This is a genomic window from Liquorilactobacillus nagelii DSM 13675 (assembly GCF_019444005.1).
Taxonomy (GTDB): Bacteria; Bacillota; Bacilli; order Lactobacillales; family Lactobacillaceae; genus Liquorilactobacillus; species Liquorilactobacillus nagelii.
The window spans coordinates 2,440,007-2,456,469 of the sequence record NZ_CP049304.1 but is presented as its reverse complement, the minus strand read 5'-3'; the positions used below and the strand labels follow the sequence as shown (position 1 = coordinate 2,456,469).

Genomic DNA, 16,463 nt, shown 5'->3' with positions numbered 1-16,463 from the left:
AATATTTGGTACTGATAGAAATATTTTCTATCCTAGTACCAATTTTTGCTTTATGCTATAAAAAAAGACGAAGCGCTAACTTCATCTTCAAAATATACTCGTCACTACACGGGTATAGAAAAAATGTTTAATTTATGGATTATTGTACCCGACTTTTACTTGGAATTAAAGATCCAAACCTTATTTTTGACCCTAAATTTGCTGAACATTATATTTCTGAAGGATTTTATCACCATCAAAAAGGTCACCTTGTTCATCTGCTTCAAACCTATTCTTGTTTTTGTCCCGTTTGCCATCAAAAAATGTTGCGAAACGGTTTTAAACTAACCAAAACTGTTGGCCTGCCCTCGGCCGGTGATACTAATATTCTTTATATTCGCAAACAAAAGTTTATCTGCCCTAAATCAAAAGAGTGTCCCAAAGTTATCACTAAAATTGCTAAAGTTACTGGTATTTAGCCTAAAGAATATATTTCAGATGCAATTAAATACCGGACCATCGTTGCGTTAGGCAAAAACATTTCTCAAACAGATATTGCTGATAAATATGCTATCTTTTCCATGACTGTCATGCGCTTTACTAAAAAGTTACATCCAGCCTAATTATCACTGGTTGCCTGCTGACATTGCTTTCGATGATTTCAAGTCAAGGAAGATTCGCTAAAAGTGGTATGAGTCTTCTAGTGATGGATAGTGTCCATCACCGGGCAATTGATATTATCAGATCGAGAACCAGTAACTTTATTAGAAATTATTTCTTAAAAATATACTTTTAAGGCTCGAAAAGCGGTTAAAACAGTAACTGTTGATTCTTACTCTCCGTATCGCCCTTTAATTAATGAACTCTCCACCAATGCAATTATTATCGCTGATCATTTTCATGTTTTCGCGCAGACTTTTCAAGCTTTAAATTCAGTTCGACTTCAAGTCATGAAGCAAGCCGTGGTGGTTCTCATGATTGGCGTGCGCTTAAACGATATTGGAAATTATTAGTAAAGGATTCAGCTGAAATAGACTACCAACATTACTCCAAACGGATCAATTTTCAAAAACGACAACTATGTGATGCAGATGTTGTCGATCGCCTGTTAGCTATGTCTGATGAATTGAAAAACGCCCACACTTATTACCAACAACTGTTATACGTCATTCATCATCAAGATACTGAAGCTTTAAATAGTTTATTAGATTCAGCTTCTGAGATGCCTGAACAAATAAAGAAAGCTAGCCGAACGCTACGTAAACATCAAGCTGAAACCATTAACGGTTTCAAAACCACGTTTTCAAATGGTCCAGTAGAAGGTTACCAATAATGAAATCAAAGTTATTAAACGAATCTGTTACGGATTCAAAAACATGGATCATTTTTATGCCAGAATTCTTTTAATTGTAAAATAAAGAAGCTCCCTATTCAGAGGACTTCATGGCTTCACCAATACGATTCTTAAATTAGGCTTTAGATGCAAGCATCTATTCAATTTTAAAGAATGAAATTTCATTTTTCGCTTTCAAACTTCTCTAAATCCTATCAACCTTGATTAGAATTTTTAAAAGCTCTGCTATTTTTGTCGACTCCCAAGGATAATTATAACCATCTTTAAAATGTCCATACACAGCCGTGGAACTGTAAATTGGCTGCTTTAAATGAAGAACCGAGATTATTTCTCTCGGTGAAAAATCAAATATTCTACAAATAAATTCTCTCAATAATCCTAAAGATATTTTTTCAGTTCCAAAAGTATTCAAACTAATGTTAACAGGTTTTTCAAGACCGATTACGTATGTTAAAGATATCAAACATTTTGCTGCTAATTTTGAAGCCACAATGTTTTTAGCAACAAATCTTGCCATGTATGCAGCTGAACGATCAACTTTTGTTGGATCTTTACCTGAGAATGCACCGCAACCATGAGGAAAGCCGCAACCATAGGTATCAACCAAAAGTTTTCTACCAGTGACCCCCGTATCAGCTTCAGGTCCACCAATTATAAATCGACCAGTCGGATTTATTAAAATTTTAGTGTTCTTTAACAATAATTGGTTAATATTTCGTTGGATGACCATTTTAAATAGATCGTCACGCAGTTGGGCTTCAGAAACTAGAGGATCATGCTGAACGGATAATGTAATACTATCAATCCCAATAGGAGTGTCATTTTTATCATATAATATTACAACCTGTGTTTTTTCATCAGGCCTTAAATATGGCAATTTATTTTCGTGTCGATAGTTGTCAATTACCTTAGCCAGCTTATTGGCCAAATAAATTGGCATTGGAACAAGATCTGGCGTCTCAGATGTAGCATAACCATAAACCGTACCTTGATCTCCTGCTCCGATCTGACCATTATCTTTTTTTATGCCAATACTTATATCTGGTGATTGAGTTCGAACATTAACTTCAATCATACACTTTTTCGCGTCAAACCCTTTATTCACATCATCATAGCCAATTTTAAGTAATTTTTCTCTAATTACTTCCTCATAATTTATTGTTTTCTTACTGCTAACTTCGCCAGAAACTAACAAAAGATTTTTAGAAATCATACACTCTAATGCCACTTTCGCATTAGGGTCCTTTTCTAAGTAAGCATCCAGCAAAGAATCCGACAATTGATCACATACCTTGTCGGGATGACCTTCTGTAACAGATTCAGCTGCAATCTTTTTCATTTTTTACTACCTGCCTTCTCTTTATCCAATACAATACTTTTTTTATACTGGACGGGTGTTTCACCTTGTATTTTTTTAAATATTTTTGAAAAATAACTTGGTTCACTAAAAGAAAGCTTAAAAGAAACATCAATTACTTTCTCACCATCGAAATAAAATCTTTTCTTTGCCTCCTCAACTTTCTTTACTTAAATGTATTTATTAAATTTTAAAAACGCAAACTCAATTTTTAAAAATTAAAAGTCATTTTCTGTTCACGTTAACAGAAAACTATATATAAACCAAAAAAATTATTTTATTTTCAGTTTGCAGTTCTGTGTTAATAACTGAACTTAAAAGTCGAGGAAGAAATTATATACTTTCTAATATAGTATTTATTATCAACAATCAATCAAAAAACCCCTATTTAACGTTTAAAGCGCTTTGAAAAGCTACCAATAATAACACAATAAAAATAAATTTTCGCAGTTTATAAAGTTATTTAATTCACAAATTATCAAAAAAGTATTGACTAAGATGGTGGAACCGCTTTATAATGTAAGCGTTAAAGATGTATTTTAACGTGTTCATAAAACGGAACATATTTATGAATAATCAACTCAACTAATCTATGCTTTTAAGTTTTTTTCATATTTGTTTTTTTGTTAACGCATTCATTTTTGCTTATTTGGGAGGAATTATTATGAACAACGTTTCAGGGCATATTAACAATACGCCAGAAAAAGTTACAACAAAAGAATCTATTGGAAAACAAATTCTCGATCCAGAATTAAATAAACACATTCCTTTGTCGCAGAAAATCTCTTATGGTTTCGGAGATTTTGGAAACGGCTTCATGTTTGACTTAGGTCAGTCATATTTAACAAACTTCTGGACTGATGCTGCTGGATTACCAGCGGCAGTTGTGGGAGGAATTTTCGGATTCACCAAAATCTTTGATGCCTTTATGGATCCAATTGCTGGTTCTGTTATTGACGGTCGAAAGAAGATTGGTCCTCGTGGTAAGTTTCGACCTGTCATGATGATTTCTGCCATTCTTTTAGGAATCATGACAGTCGTTACATTTACGATGCCTAGTGGCTTATCCATGACTCAAAAAATTATTTACGCTTATGCGGCCTATATGATCTGGGGACTCATTTACTCATTTACCAATGACCCTTATGGATCGCTGGCCTCTGTCATGTCACGTAATAATGATGATCGAAATTTTATGGCAATGACTCGTCAAGTTGGCTCTGTTGGTGCTCAATTTATTGCTGGTGTTGGATTTATTCCGCTTATGTTGATGTTTGGTAATGATCGAACAGATACTCACGGTTACATGCTAGCTAGTGTAGTTTTTGCAATTGCTGGAGTTTTAATGTTCGCTGTTTGTTATTTAGGAACAAAAGAAAATGTTAACGTGCACCGAGATGCAAATGCTAAGCGTGAAGGCTTTAAAGACTATTTAAAAGTTGTCTTTACTAATGGACCTTTAGGTGCCGTAATTTTAATGCAGTTATTTACAATCTCTGCAATGAATACTAATAATCAGATGATGATTTATTATGCTAAATACAATTTAAATAACATTGGATTACAGCCTATTATTAACGCTATTATGATGGGAACATCAATTGTTGGTGTTTTCATGATTCCTTCTCTAACAAAGCGATTTGGTCAAAAACCGGTGATGATGGTTAGTTTCATTGTTGGAGCGACTGCCAACATTTTAAATTTCTTCATTCCAACTAATGTTGTCACCTTTATCATTCTTGTAACTATTGGCTACACTGCTTTAGCTATCCCAAATGGAATTACTTGGGCTCTAGTTTCAAATTGTATTGATTACGGCGAATGGCATACTGGAATGCGTAAAGAAGCGATCACTTATGCTGCATTTAACTTTTCACGTAAAATTGCCCAATCTCTTGCCGCTTTAGTAACTGCTTCTGTTTTAGCTTTAACCGGATATATTGCTAATGCTCATCAGTCATCTGAAACCTTAAAGGGAATCAAAGGAGCAATGACCCTTTATCCTGGGATTTGCTTAATAGTAGCTGCTTTCATCATTGTTAAGCTTTATAAATTAAGTGATAACAACTATGATATAATTGCTTCTGATCTGCAAGAAGGCAGATGGGAAAAAGGAAAAATCGGAGACAAAGATAACCATTAAATCTAAGTACCATAGATAGTTTACATCTAATTTTTCAAAATAAACTCAGAGATTTTCTCTTTGAGTTTATTTTTTCTTTTCTATAATTAAACCTACTTATATTATTTCTCTATAACGTGTCTTTGACTTGACCAAAACCACGATGGCTACGATTGAAGTATTTTTCGTTGTAGCTTATGACTTGAACTCCAATAAAATTGTCTAAAGATTTTTCGTTTGGAAACTGTTCTTTGGGTTTGGTCTTGCGTTTAATTCTTTTGTTCAGTGATTCTAAGATATTGGTTGAATAAATTGTTGGTCGAATAGCAGGAGGAAAGCTCAAGAAAGCTAAGAGTTCATTTTCAATGGATTTAAGTTGCTGGATCAGATTAGAATACAGTTTCTCCCAAGCACCATAAAAATCATTTAAAATCTTGTGTGCTGCAGTTACATCGGTCGCTGAATGCAGTTCTTTAAAATCATTTAAGATTGCTTCACGATCTTTTAAATGCACATGCGAACCAATATTACGCATAACATGTACTAGGCATCTTTGGAATTTGGCTTTCGGGAAAGCGTGCAATAATGGCGGCTGCAGACTAACCATTCCATCTGCGATGATCAACTGGACTTGCTTTAATCCTCGTTGTTTAAGATCTTCTGCCATTTCTGACCAAACTCCTGCGTTTTCACTTGGAGCGATTCGATAATCAAGAACTTCTTTGATGCCGACAGGTGTAATACCTAAAGCAATATAGACTGCCTCTCTTTGAACTGAATCACGACGTAGAGGTAGGTAAGTTGCATCTAAGAAAAGACAAACATAGTTTGCCTTAATAGCTCGTTGATGAAAAGCTTCAATCTGTTTTGTTACCTGAGCAGTGATATTAGAAACAGTAGTAGGTGAATAATAAGAGCCATACATTTTTTCAATCAAATCTGCAATTTCACGGGTCGTAACGCCCTTGGAATAAAGCTGAATGATTGTTGTTTCTAAAGCGTCCTGACGACGAGAATAGGCTGGAAGCAGGTGGTTATGAAAATGGCCCTTACGGTCACGCAGCACAGCAATCTTCAACTTACCATATTCAGAGTCAATTAAGCGATAATACTGGCCATTGCAAGAATTGCCCGAATTAAAGCCGCAGCGGTCATAAGGATCATAACCAAGCAAAACGGTTAGTTCAGCTTGCAAGATTCGATTAATAGCTGTTTCGAGTTGTTGACGAAAAAGTTCTTTAACATCGCCATTTGATAATAGAGTTTTGGTTAAATCTTTGGTAAACTGGTCCATGGGGAATCCCTCCGTTTTGGTTTGGTTTGACGATTTAATCATATGGGGAAGGGATTCCCTTTTCAATAGGATTTTTATTCATTTACACAAACTATTTTATACTCTCGGATGATGACCTTCTCCATATGGAGGTGTCAAATAATCCCTCAAAAACATTGTTAAAATAGGCCCTAATATCTATAAATATAGATATTAGGGCCTATTTACTGCTCTTATCAATAAATAACATCTGTTTTTCAGAAGAATTGTTGGACTTTTGTACTAATTGAACTAATTTCTTGTTGAGATAAAGTGACCACAACTTCGCTATCTGATCGTTTTGTTGGATCGACGGCGCGGACATGTTGTAATAACGCTGTTCCATGTACTTCACCCTTGTCTATCCCAATAAACAAGGGTGACTTAACATACTTTTCTAGGATGCGGTATTTATCAGACGTACTGATGGGTACAACCAGTATCGTATTAAAATAGCGATTATAGTGATCGTTGCTCACAATTAAACATGGTCGCTTCTTCTTAGTTTCAGTGCCTTTAGCTGGATCTAAATTAATCCACAAAATAGCGCCTTGTTTTAATTTCATTAATCAAAGTCTTCACTTTCTACATCCTTACCCCAATCAACTTCTATTGTGCTGAGATTTCCGAATTTTTTTTCTTGTTCATCAACAAGTTGCCATAGATCCGGGTTACTGCGTACAATCATTACTTTACCATTTGGCTCAATTTGCCACTCAATCGTATCAGCAGCTTGAACTTTTAAAAACTCACGTACTGTTTTAGGAATTGTAATCTGATTTTTACTTGTGATTTTCGAGCTAACCTTAGTTACATTACCCGCACTCATAACACCATCCCCTTACTTTTTCCTTACAAAGAATAATAACATAACTGCTTTAATATCTCAAGAAAAGAAGAAAAACACATTTTTTTAATTAATATTGAAAAATGATGTGCAAAAAATTTGCTGGTCGGCAGTGCCAACACTCTGATAATACTCATATATCAACAAATTCTAGATATTAAAGCAAATAAAAAAGCTATCAAATATATAAAAAAACACAAGTGACGTACATTGAAATGGTGATAATTAATATGGGAAGAGCCAGATACAGTTGTATTTTTTAGAACAACAAATAACAATAAAAAGTTTTTATAAAAAATAAAAAATGATAGAAATACTACTACTGTAAATCAAATATTAAAAGACATTTTAAAAGAATACAAACTCGAATATTTATTATTCAAAAACCCAGGAAATGATCCATTTTTCAAGAATTTGCTAAAAAGAAGATACAAAATGAATCAACAGATATAATTCAGATAAGTTATCAAGGAATCCATCGTAAGATCAAAGCACTTAAACGTATCTGCTACAGATTCAAAGATATGAATCATTTTTATGTCAAAATTCTTTTAATTATAAAATAAAGAAGCCCCCCTTATCAAGAGGACTTCATAGTTCTAACAATCTAATTTGACAGAAACCCCAAAATATACAGGTTTTCTTAATCTTTTAGCTATTTTCTTGACTGAATCAAGTCATCTCACCTTGTTAATCTAAATCAATTAACCATGTTTTGTGCCCAACTTTTCTCATCTTCAAGTCTTTAAATAACTCCTTTGCTGCTTAAAAAGTTAGTAACTTCCGCTTTAGTTGGTAAGCCTTCATTGTCACCCAAGTTTTCCATTTGAATTGCTCCGACTGCACTACCACGACGTAAGCAATCAAGATCATTTAAGCTTTCAAGTTTTCCTGAAACAACTCCTGCTACAAAACCATCTCCGGCACCAACACGATCAACAATTTGATCTGGTTTTAGTTCTGGCATCCGTTCTTCGTGAACTTGATGCTGTTCATCCATTCGTTTGCTGTAAGAACCATTTTCTACCATATTGATAATAACTTGTTTAACCCCTTGCTTCAAATAAAAATCAGCCATTGCCTGAACATCTTTTTCTCCAGTTAAGATTCCGCCTTCTTTGATATTCGGCATCACAACATCACATAACTTGGCAATTTCGTTAGTTCTTTCAATCATTAACTCTTCTGATTCCCAAATTGTTGGCCGCAAATTGGGATCAAAAGTAATTTGCACCTGATGTTCACGTGCACGTTTTATTAAATGTAAGGTTGCTTGATAACCAGCTTCACTTAATCCGGCTAAGATACCACCTAAATGCAAAATTTTAACACCATTAAAATCGACTTGGTCTAGCTTCTCCAAAGAAATATGTGCAGCGGCACTGCCTTTGCGATAATAGTCAGTTGCTGGTCGTCCATTAGCTGCTAACCCCTTTAGCATAAAGCCTGTCTTCCATTCTTTGGAAACAGTCAAATACTGGGAATCAATCTTCTCTTGTTCGAGACGACGTTTTATTTGTCGACCAAAAGTGTCATCTCCAACTTGAGAAATAAAAGCAACTTGATGTCCAAAACGGGCTACTCCAATCGCAACATTTAAATCTGCACCAGCAATTCGGCTGCTATAGTGTTCAACATCTTCCAACGCCCCGTTTTCTTGAGCAATAAATAATCCCATTGGTTCTCCAACTGTCAATAATTCTGTCATCATCTTTCCTCCCAAATTAAGCTAATTCAATTTTATAGTTCATTACTTGGCTCTTTCCAGCCGCTAAATTCCAACCTGCCTCTTTTTCTGACCAATCAACTGGTTCTCCTAAGACGTCAGGCAGGCCGTTAAAGGGCTCAATACATAAAAATGGCAAAGTTTGATCTTCTTTTGTCCATAAGCAAACACGCTTAAAATCACCCAATTTAACAGTAACTGCGTGCTTAGATATCGCTGAAGTCAAGCTAATCGTCTTAACGCCTTCATTCATAATAATTCGTAAACCATTCTTAAATAAATCATGCTTTAAATCAATCGTTTTAGTAGCTGAAAGTAATTCGACTTTGCCAGTCCGATAAGGAGCTGGTGTTTTGATAATTTCAGCAGCTTGCAGCGGCAAATCAAAATCTCCATCAATTGTTAGTTGGTAATCATTGAACTCACCAGTGCCAGCTACTGGTACATTAAAGGCTGGATGTGAGCCCAAAGAAAATGGTAAAGTTTCTGTTGAGTGATTAATCACCAAAAAAGAAAGAGCAAGTCCCTTATTCTGCAATGCAAACGTTACTTGTAATTCAAAGTTGAACGGATATAGAACCTTTGTTACGGCATTAGCTGTCAATCCTAAAGTAACTTCAGTTTCATTTTGTTCTACAACCTTAAATTCCTGATCGCCTACAAAACCGTGTTGCGGCATCGAGTACTTTTGATTTCCTAATTTATATTCATCATTATTTGAACGTCCAATGGCCGGAAATAGTATCGGTGCATGCTTTGGCCACTCAGAGCCATTCCAAAGATAATCAAAATCTGCCTCTTTGTTAATCAAGTGTGTCAGTTGCGCTCCCTGCAAATCAATTTCTGCTTTAAACTTTTCATTTTCAATTGTTATCATTTTTAATTTCCTCCAAACCATATGCAAAATTAAACATATCAGCAGCCATGCTGGCCATCAATTGTTGACCTACCATTTGTTGTTGCGGTGACCCGATCATATTAAAGACTAATTGTGCAGCACCACCGAATGAACTAAAAGCAACTTGATAGTTCGGATATCGTCTGAAAGCTCCTGAAAAAATGCACTCTTCCAGTTTGCTCCCATTAAAATTCAATTTTGTTTGATCAACAATCCCTAAATTGGTGTAAGAAATCGGGCGGATATGGTAGTTGGCTTCGGCAACTTTTCTAAGATCGGCTGGCGATTCTTGTTGATATTTAACTAATAATTCCTTAATTGAATTTAGAAATTGCTTACTATCCTTTAATTGCTGCATTTCCCGATGAATTTTTTTCAAACTAACTTCAAAAGGTTCATTTTTCTCAATTTCGACCATTAAATTATAGCGCGCAGTAAAATTAGCCACTCGCAAAGTTTTCTTATCTTGACTACTTAAAAATTGTCGTAAATCGGTTGGACAAGCCAATGACAATTGTGCCTGTTTGCGATAATTACTTAAAGTTCGCAAAAAAGCCGCTAAGAACAAATCATTAACTGTTGCACCAACGTGTTTCGTTTTTTGGTGCATTGTTTCAAAAAAGTCAGCTGGTATCCGTAAATTATGAACTTGAGTTACAATATGTTGCCCATCTTCTGTCATTTGAGGAAAATAATAATGTTCATCAGGATGATCCGTTCTCACAGGTGATTTTTTCGCAGTAGTTCCAATAGCCTTCATAATCTCATTAACATTTTGATTATTGCGAACATCTTTAATTGCTGCATCCGAGCGATTATAACAATCTGCTAGCAAATAAACTAACTGTTTGAAACCAGCACCGTCAGACAAAATATGGCTCAAGTATAGATATAAACAATCGCCATCAGTTAAATGGCAATAATATACTTTCAATTGGGGTTCTTTAAACAAATTCCATTTTATGGCATCTGGATTAATACCTTGGTCAATTTCAACCAAAATCTGTTCAGCTAACTGATCATCAACTTCCCATGAATTATCATTCAAATTGTAAGTTGATTTTAATTGCGGAATTACTTGGGTTACTAATTTAATAGCTTGCTTTAATTTAGGCAAATTTATTGTCTGAGAAAATCTCAGTTCCATTCGAATAATTGGATAGAGCTGTTCCATTCCAATTGTGTGCAAAATATTTAATGGCTCTCCAGCAATTTTTTTCAGCATCATTTTACACTTCTTTCAATTACTTAAAATTAAAGAGGGTCGACTTAACAACCCTCTTTAGTCAAATTTGATTTATTTGAAATCACCATCAAAGAAATGGAACCAATCATGGGCGTTATTATATGAAATATCTTCGACAATCTTGCCTAACATTTCTTCATCATCTGGAACCTGACCCCGCTGAACCATCTCACCCAGCCATTCGCAAAGCACCCGGCGGAAATATTCGTGACGTGGATATGATAAGAAGCTTCGTGAATCAGTCAGCATACCAACAAAGTTAGGCAAGCAGCTTTCATCCGCAAAGGTATCAAGTTGTTCACGCATCTTTGTACGAGTATCATTGAACCACCAACCGGCACCTAACTGTAACTTCTGACGAACATCTTTCTGGTAACAATTCATCATTGTAATTAATGGCAACCAATCTTTCGAATTCAGGGAATATAGAATTGTTCGTGGAACTGCATCTTCTTTTTCCATTGATTCAAACAAACTTGCCAAGCTATCCATAATCGGTCGATCATTCATTCCATCATAACCAGTATCTGGACCGATTTTTTCAAACATTCCCGCATTCAAATCACGGAAAGCATGAATATGAAATTGCATCGTCCAATCTTTCTCATGATAAATCCGCATCAAACCTTTAATTAACGCTGTTTGATATTGGGCAATTTCATGATCAGATAATACTTCATTAGCTACTGCTTTAGCTACAATTTTGTCCAATTCAGTGGCTGTTGCATCTTCGTAGCTAACTGTATCTAAGGCATGGTCAGCTAACTTGCTTCCATGTTCATCAAAGAAATCAATTCGTTTCTGCAAAGCAGTCATGACATCAGCAAAAGTTTTAATTGGAGTTTCAGCAACTTCCGCTAATTTGGCTACATAGTCACTATAGGTCTTTTTTTGGATATTCAAAATTTTATCTGGTCGAAACGCTGGTAAAACTTTAAAAGCTTTTTCTTCTTTTTGCAAAGCAATCTGATAACGGAGGTCATCAATCGGATCATCCGTTGTGCAAACCACACGAACATTGAAGCGTTTGATTAATTCACGCCGTTTAAATTCCGGCTGAGCTAGCATTTCATTACATTTACGCCAAATCTCTGGAGCTGTTTTCATATTAAGCAATTTTGTAATCCCAAAGAAACGACGTAATTCAATATGTGTCCACTCGTAAAGTGGATTGCCAACTGATCGTTCAATTGTTTTCGCCCAAGCCATGAATTTCTCATATGGATCCGCATCACCAGTGATGTAATGCTCTGGGATTCCATTTGCTCTTTCCAAGCGCCACTTGTAGTGATCACCATAAGTACCGGAAACTAACCAAGCCTCTGTTAAATTAGCAAAATTCTTATTCTCATAAATTTCAACTGGATTTAAATGGCAGTGGTAATCAATAATCGGCATTTTTTCTGCATAGTTGTGAAAGAGCTTCTTAGCTGTATCTGTGGTTAATAAAAAATCATCATTTAGAAACATAAAACAACACTCCTTTTAATTTTTATTCTGTTACACCAATTTTAAAAATCGCTAAGCCGTGAATATCATATTTTTCATTATTTGTTTTCCGGCCGCTAGCAACATCAATAATATACTGGATAAATTCATCGGCTAACTGATCCATTGATTCATCCATTAATTTACCGGCATTAAAATCAATCCACCGTGGCTTTTTGCCTGCAATATAGGAATTAGATGCAACCTTAACAGTTGGAACATAGGTTGCAAATGGGGTTCCACGTCCGGTAGTAAATAGAACCATCTGACAGTCAGCTGAGGCCAATGCTGAAGAAGAAACTAAATCATTACCGGGTGCCTGTAATAATGATAGGCCATGACTTTTAATCTTTTGCCCGTATTTTAAAACATCATTAACTTGCGCCGTTCCCGACTTTTGCGTACAGCCTAATGACTTATCCTCTAAAGTTGAGATTCCTCCAGCTTTGTTACCCGGAGACGGATTCTCATAAATCGGCTGATTAAAGCTTTCAAAGTAAGCTTTAAAGTTGTTAATTAAATCAACGATTTTCTCAAAGGTAACTTCATCCTTTGCTCGTGACATCAAGATTTTTTCTGCCCCAAACATTTCTGGAACTTCAGTTAGAACTGTTGAACCGCCTTGATGGTTGACAAAATCTGATAACCGACCTAAGAGCGGGTTCCCAGTAACACCTGACAAGCCATCAGAACCGCCACATTTCAATCCTATCTTCAATTCACTTAATGGCAATTCAACTCGCTGATCCTGCTTAGCCACTTCATTCAACTCATTCAGCATCTCAACTGCTGTTCCGATTTCATCATCGACTTCCTGAGCCACCAAGAACTTAATTCGCTCAGGATCGTAACCGCCCCGTTGCTTTAATTCTTCAATCATTCCGGTCATTTGATTATTTTCACACCCAAGTCCGAAAATTAAAACTCCACCGGCATTCGGGTGCATGGCTGCATCCACCAGAATCTTACGTGTTTGTTCAAAATCATCACCAAGCTGAGAACAACCATAGGGATGCTTTAAAACAACTAAATTATCAAAGGCACCGTTATCTGGATAATAAGCTTTGAATTGCTGAACAATCGCATCTAATAATGGATTAATACAACCAACTGTTGGAATAATATACAAATCATTGCGAATTCCAACTTTGCCATTTGCTCGTTTGTAACCCATAAATGTCCGTTGATCCTTGGGTAGTTTTTCATATGGATTAGCGTATTTTTTAGGTTCATACGTATAACTAAGCTCACCAGATAAGTTAGTTGCTAAATTATGAACGTGAACATGTTCTCCCTGCTTAATAGCTTGGGTTGCGTGACCAATTGGAAAACCATATTTAATAACACTTTCACCTTCAGCAATATCTTGTAAAGCAATTTTATGTCCACGGGTAATATCTTCAGTCGTTTTAAGCTTGCCTTTAGGAGTTTCTAAAACCGTTCCCGCTGGAATATCCTGTAAAGCAACTGCCACCATATCGTTATCATTTAGAATAACAAATTGATTCATACTTGCCCCTCCTTATTCAGCATTGATTCTTTCAACAATTGCCCGTGTGCCTTTTTGATCAATTTCTGTTAAATACTTATTAACTAGAGCTTCTAAACCAGAAATTTGTGTTAAATCTTCACCCCAAAAATCTGAGTTACTTAAAGCTTCATGGACATAATTTTCATCACCAGCAATTTCCTTGAAAGCAGCTAAAACTTCAGCTGTGTCACTCGGTTCAAAATCAGCTTGTCCACGATAAATTTTCAAATAGGCTGCTAAAGCTAAAACAATTCGCTTTGGTAATTCTTGATTTTTAGCAACATAACGTTTTAAAGTCGGTAACAGGCGCGCAGTGAATTTCGAAATACTGTTTAAAGCTATTGAACTCAACTGATGCTTAACATATGGATTTTCAAAGCGTTCTTTAATACCTTCTGCATAGTCAGCTAACTCTTTTTCCGGCAATGCTACCGTTGGAATAATTTCTTGGTACATTTCATCGTTAACAAATTTGTAAAAGTCTTTGTCTTTCATAACTTCACCAACAGTTTCAATTCCAGCTAAGCGAGCAATTGGTGACATTGTGGTATGTGGTCCGTTTAAAATTGAAACTTTTCGATTACGGTATGGCTGCATATCATCAGTCACAACAAAATTAATTCCGGCCTCTTTCAATGGTAGAACATCATTAATCGCTTGACTGCCTTCCAAAACAAAGATCAAGAATGGTTCCGTTTTAACCATCATTTGATCAAGGTAGCCCCATTCTTTTTCTAAATCAGCGGCACGATCACGTGGGTAGCCGGGAACAATTCGATCAACTAAAGTTGAATAGAATTTATTGTCATTATTGATCCAGTCAACAAATTTTTCCCCCAGCTTCCAAAGCTCAGCATACTGCAAAACAATTTTCTTTAATTGATCACCATTGTGGTTAATTAATTCACAAGGAATGATATGAAAACCCTTCTTGCCCAATTCAAAACGATGATACAACAAGGCGGTTAACTTACCAGGATAAGAATTTTGCGGCTGGTCACTCAATTTATCATTTTCATCAAAAGCAATTCCAGCTTCTGTTGTGTTTGAGAAAATAACCTCGATATTGTCATCTTCAGCTAATTTCAAATATTCAGCATAGTTTTCATAAGGTCGAACGGTACCGTTAACGCTTTCAATAACTTCATGGCTTTGATATTTTTTACCATTCAATACCCCTTCGAGCAGTACGGTGTATAAATCATCCTGTTGATCAAGATTCTTTGTCATCCCTTTTGCTAAAGGTTGAACAATCTTTACTCCACCTTTAAAAAGTCCTTGCTTGTTCATCTGATGAATTTGCCAATCAATAAAAGCCCGTAAGAAGTTGCCTTCACCAAATTGAATTACTTTCGTTGGAAATTTTTCTAGCTTTCTAAAACTGTCATCCAAACGTTTCATAAATAAATTCCTCCATTATATTATGTTATCGTTAACATTATTTGAAAAAGAAAATTGAAATTAAATTTTCAATTAACGTAAATCAGCTACTGAATCACGAATTATTAATTCAGTTGTTACAATTTCTTTTAGAGTTTGTTCAACTTTAACCTTAGAACCACTTTCCATTAAAGACTTTAATTGTTCAACTCCGATGCGAGTAATTTCTTCAACTGGTTTGTAGATTGTCGTAAGCCCAGGAACCATAAAACGAGCATAATCAGCATTATCAAAGCCCATCAACGAAATATCATCTGGCACTCGCAATCCGAATTTCTGACACGACTTGATTGCGCCAGCTGCTGTTTCATCATTTGAACAAAATACTAAACTCGGCAGCTCATCACTCATCAAAATTTTATTCATCGCATGAAAGCCACTTTCACGGGAATAGTTGCCATCTACAACAGCTTTTTCAATAACAGCTGCATCCGAATGTTTAGCAATCGCATCACGAAAACCTTTTTCACGATAATAAGTTGAAGTAAACCTCGGTGTTCCCTTAATTAAACCAAACTTTTTATGGCCTAAACGAATTGCATACTCAATTGCTTGAAAAACTCCATGATATTCATCAGGGACAACATTTGTCACACCAGTAATTTCCGTTTTTCGATTAATTACCACAACCGGTACCCCATTATCATGCATATATTGAATATAAGAATCATCATCTTGAGATTGGCTTATAAAAAGTGCCCCATCAGGCTTACCATTTCTCAACATATCACTTTCACCATGCATTAAATCAATACCATTAATTGCTAAAGTGTAATCAGCTAAAGACTTTTTTACCTGTCTAATGGACTCTGCCAAAAAATTTGAAGAAGTTCCCGACTGTAAACGTGAAAAGTAAATTCCGACTACGTAAGCTTTATTCGATACAAGACCTTTTGCATTGATATCCGGTATATATCCCATCTCATCAGCCAGCCTTTTTATTTTTAGCTTTGTTTGTGGTTTGACTAAAGAACTATCATTTAAAGCGCGAGAGACTGTCGTATGCGAAACACCTGCTGCTTTTGCAATTGTTTTAATGGTTGTTCGATTAAAAGATTCTTTTTCCATGCTTCTCTTCCCCTCATAGTTTCAAACTATGTTAAATGATAAATGATTTCAATAATATTAATTTACCACAATTTGGCAGAAAAGAAGCAATTCCT

15 protein-coding genes and 2 pseudogenes are annotated in these 16,463 nt (G+C 35.6%); 5 read left to right on the top strand and 12 right to left on the bottom strand.

The genetic code is table 11. The annotated features are described in order from the left end of the window. Positions 1-134: 134 nt before the first annotated feature. The 4 genes and pseudogenes from G6O73_RS12170 to G6O73_RS13105 all read left to right on the top strand — a co-directional run bounded on the left by G6O73_RS12170 (position 135) and on the right by G6O73_RS13105 (position 1,397). Positions 135-458: a hypothetical protein gene (locus G6O73_RS12170; RefSeq protein ID WP_083478467.1), complete on the top strand. Its 324-nt coding sequence runs from the start codon at positions 135-137 to the stop codon at positions 456-458. A 327-nt stretch (positions 459-785) separates the two neighbouring features. Then, positions 786-992, top strand: a pseudogene (locus tag G6O73_RS13110) (transposase); the annotation flags it as partial. Then, positions 965-1,312, top strand: a pseudogene (locus tag G6O73_RS12975) (transposase); the annotation flags it as partial. The pseudogenes G6O73_RS13110 and G6O73_RS12975, both read left to right, overlap by 28 nt. A gap of 4 nt (positions 1,313-1,316) precedes the next feature. After that, positions 1,317-1,397 carry a hypothetical protein gene (locus tag G6O73_RS13105; protein WP_157056660.1) on the top strand — a complete coding sequence of 27 codons (81 nt, stop codon included), beginning with the start codon at positions 1,317-1,319 and terminating at the stop codon, positions 1,395-1,397. A 120-nt stretch (positions 1,398-1,517) separates the two neighbouring features. Here the strand turns inward: G6O73_RS13105 and metK are convergent, their stop codons facing one another. Both metK and G6O73_RS13100 read right to left on the bottom strand, forming a co-directional pair. Further along, positions 1,518-2,672 carry a methionine adenosyltransferase gene (gene metK / locus G6O73_RS12150; protein ID WP_057885345.1) on the bottom strand — a complete coding sequence of 385 codons (1,155 nt, stop codon included), beginning with the start codon at positions 2,670-2,672 and terminating at the stop codon, positions 1,518-1,520. Further along, positions 2,669-2,806, bottom strand: a complete 138-nt coding sequence (locus G6O73_RS13100; RefSeq protein ID WP_083478476.1) for a helix-turn-helix domain-containing protein — start codon at positions 2,804-2,806, stop codon at positions 2,669-2,671. The genes metK and G6O73_RS13100 overlap by 4 nt, the downstream gene beginning before the upstream one ends. A gap of 548 nt (positions 2,807-3,354) precedes the next feature. Between G6O73_RS13100 and G6O73_RS12140 the strand changes: the two genes are divergently transcribed. Beyond that, positions 3,355-4,833, top strand: coding sequence for a glycoside-pentoside-hexuronide (GPH):cation symporter (locus G6O73_RS12140; RefSeq protein ID WP_083478466.1), 1,479 nt, complete (start codon positions 3,355-3,357; stop codon positions 4,831-4,833). Positions 4,834-4,942: 109 nt separating this feature from the next. On the opposite strand, the gene G6O73_RS12135 is transcribed toward G6O73_RS12140, so the two are convergent. The 10 genes from G6O73_RS12135 to G6O73_RS12090 all read right to left on the bottom strand — a co-directional run bounded on the left by G6O73_RS12135 (position 4,943) and on the right by G6O73_RS12090 (position 16,368). Then, positions 4,943-6,106, bottom strand: a complete 1,164-nt coding sequence (locus G6O73_RS12135) for an IS256 family transposase (RefSeq protein WP_057885344.1) — start codon at positions 6,104-6,106, stop codon at positions 4,943-4,945. 236 nt (positions 6,107-6,342) lie between these two features. After that, the gene (locus tag G6O73_RS12130) at positions 6,343-6,690 is read right to left on the bottom strand and encodes a type II toxin-antitoxin system PemK/MazF family toxin (RefSeq protein ID WP_057885343.1); all 348 of its coding nucleotides are present in this window, start codon (positions 6,688-6,690) and stop codon (positions 6,343-6,345) included. After that, entirely contained in the window at positions 6,690-6,953 is a 264-nt protein-coding gene (locus G6O73_RS12125; protein ID WP_057885342.1) for a type II toxin-antitoxin system PrlF family antitoxin, read from the bottom strand. The genes G6O73_RS12130 and G6O73_RS12125 overlap by 1 nt, the downstream gene beginning before the upstream one ends. Positions 6,954-7,716: 763 nt before the next feature. Beyond that, the gene (locus tag G6O73_RS12120) at positions 7,717-8,679 is read right to left on the bottom strand and encodes a sugar kinase (protein WP_057885341.1); all 963 of its coding nucleotides are present in this window, start codon (positions 8,677-8,679) and stop codon (positions 7,717-7,719) included. Between the two features lie 16 nt (positions 8,680-8,695). Continuing rightward, a complete protein-coding gene (locus G6O73_RS12115; RefSeq protein WP_057885340.1) occupies positions 8,696-9,574 on the bottom strand; it encodes an aldose 1-epimerase family protein in 879 nt (292 codons plus the stop codon). Continuing rightward, positions 9,561-10,820: a hypothetical protein gene (locus G6O73_RS12110; RefSeq protein WP_162254590.1), complete on the bottom strand. Its 1,260-nt coding sequence runs from the start codon at positions 10,818-10,820 to the stop codon at positions 9,561-9,563. Before G6O73_RS12110 ends, G6O73_RS12115 begins: the two co-directional genes overlap by 14 nt. Before the next feature lie 72 nt (positions 10,821-10,892). Continuing rightward, positions 10,893-12,311 carry a glucuronate isomerase gene (gene uxaC / locus G6O73_RS12105; RefSeq protein ID WP_057885338.1) on the bottom strand — a complete coding sequence of 473 codons (1,419 nt, stop codon included), beginning with the start codon at positions 12,309-12,311 and terminating at the stop codon, positions 10,893-10,895. 22 nt (positions 12,312-12,333) lie between these two features. Next, positions 12,334-13,839: a UxaA family hydrolase gene (locus tag G6O73_RS12100; RefSeq protein WP_057885337.1), complete on the bottom strand. Its 1,506-nt coding sequence runs from the start codon at positions 13,837-13,839 to the stop codon at positions 12,334-12,336. A 12-nt stretch (positions 13,840-13,851) separates the two neighbouring features. Continuing rightward, positions 13,852-15,261 (bottom strand): tagaturonate reductase, encoded by a 1,410-nt coding sequence (locus G6O73_RS12095; protein ID WP_057885336.1) that lies wholly within the window; start codon positions 15,259-15,261, stop codon positions 13,852-13,854. A 72-nt stretch (positions 15,262-15,333) separates the two neighbouring features. Beyond that, complete coding sequence (locus tag G6O73_RS12090) at positions 15,334-16,368, bottom strand: LacI family DNA-binding transcriptional regulator (RefSeq protein WP_057885335.1); 1,035 nt, start codon at positions 16,366-16,368, stop codon at positions 15,334-15,336. Positions 16,369-16,463: the final 95 nt, after the last annotated feature.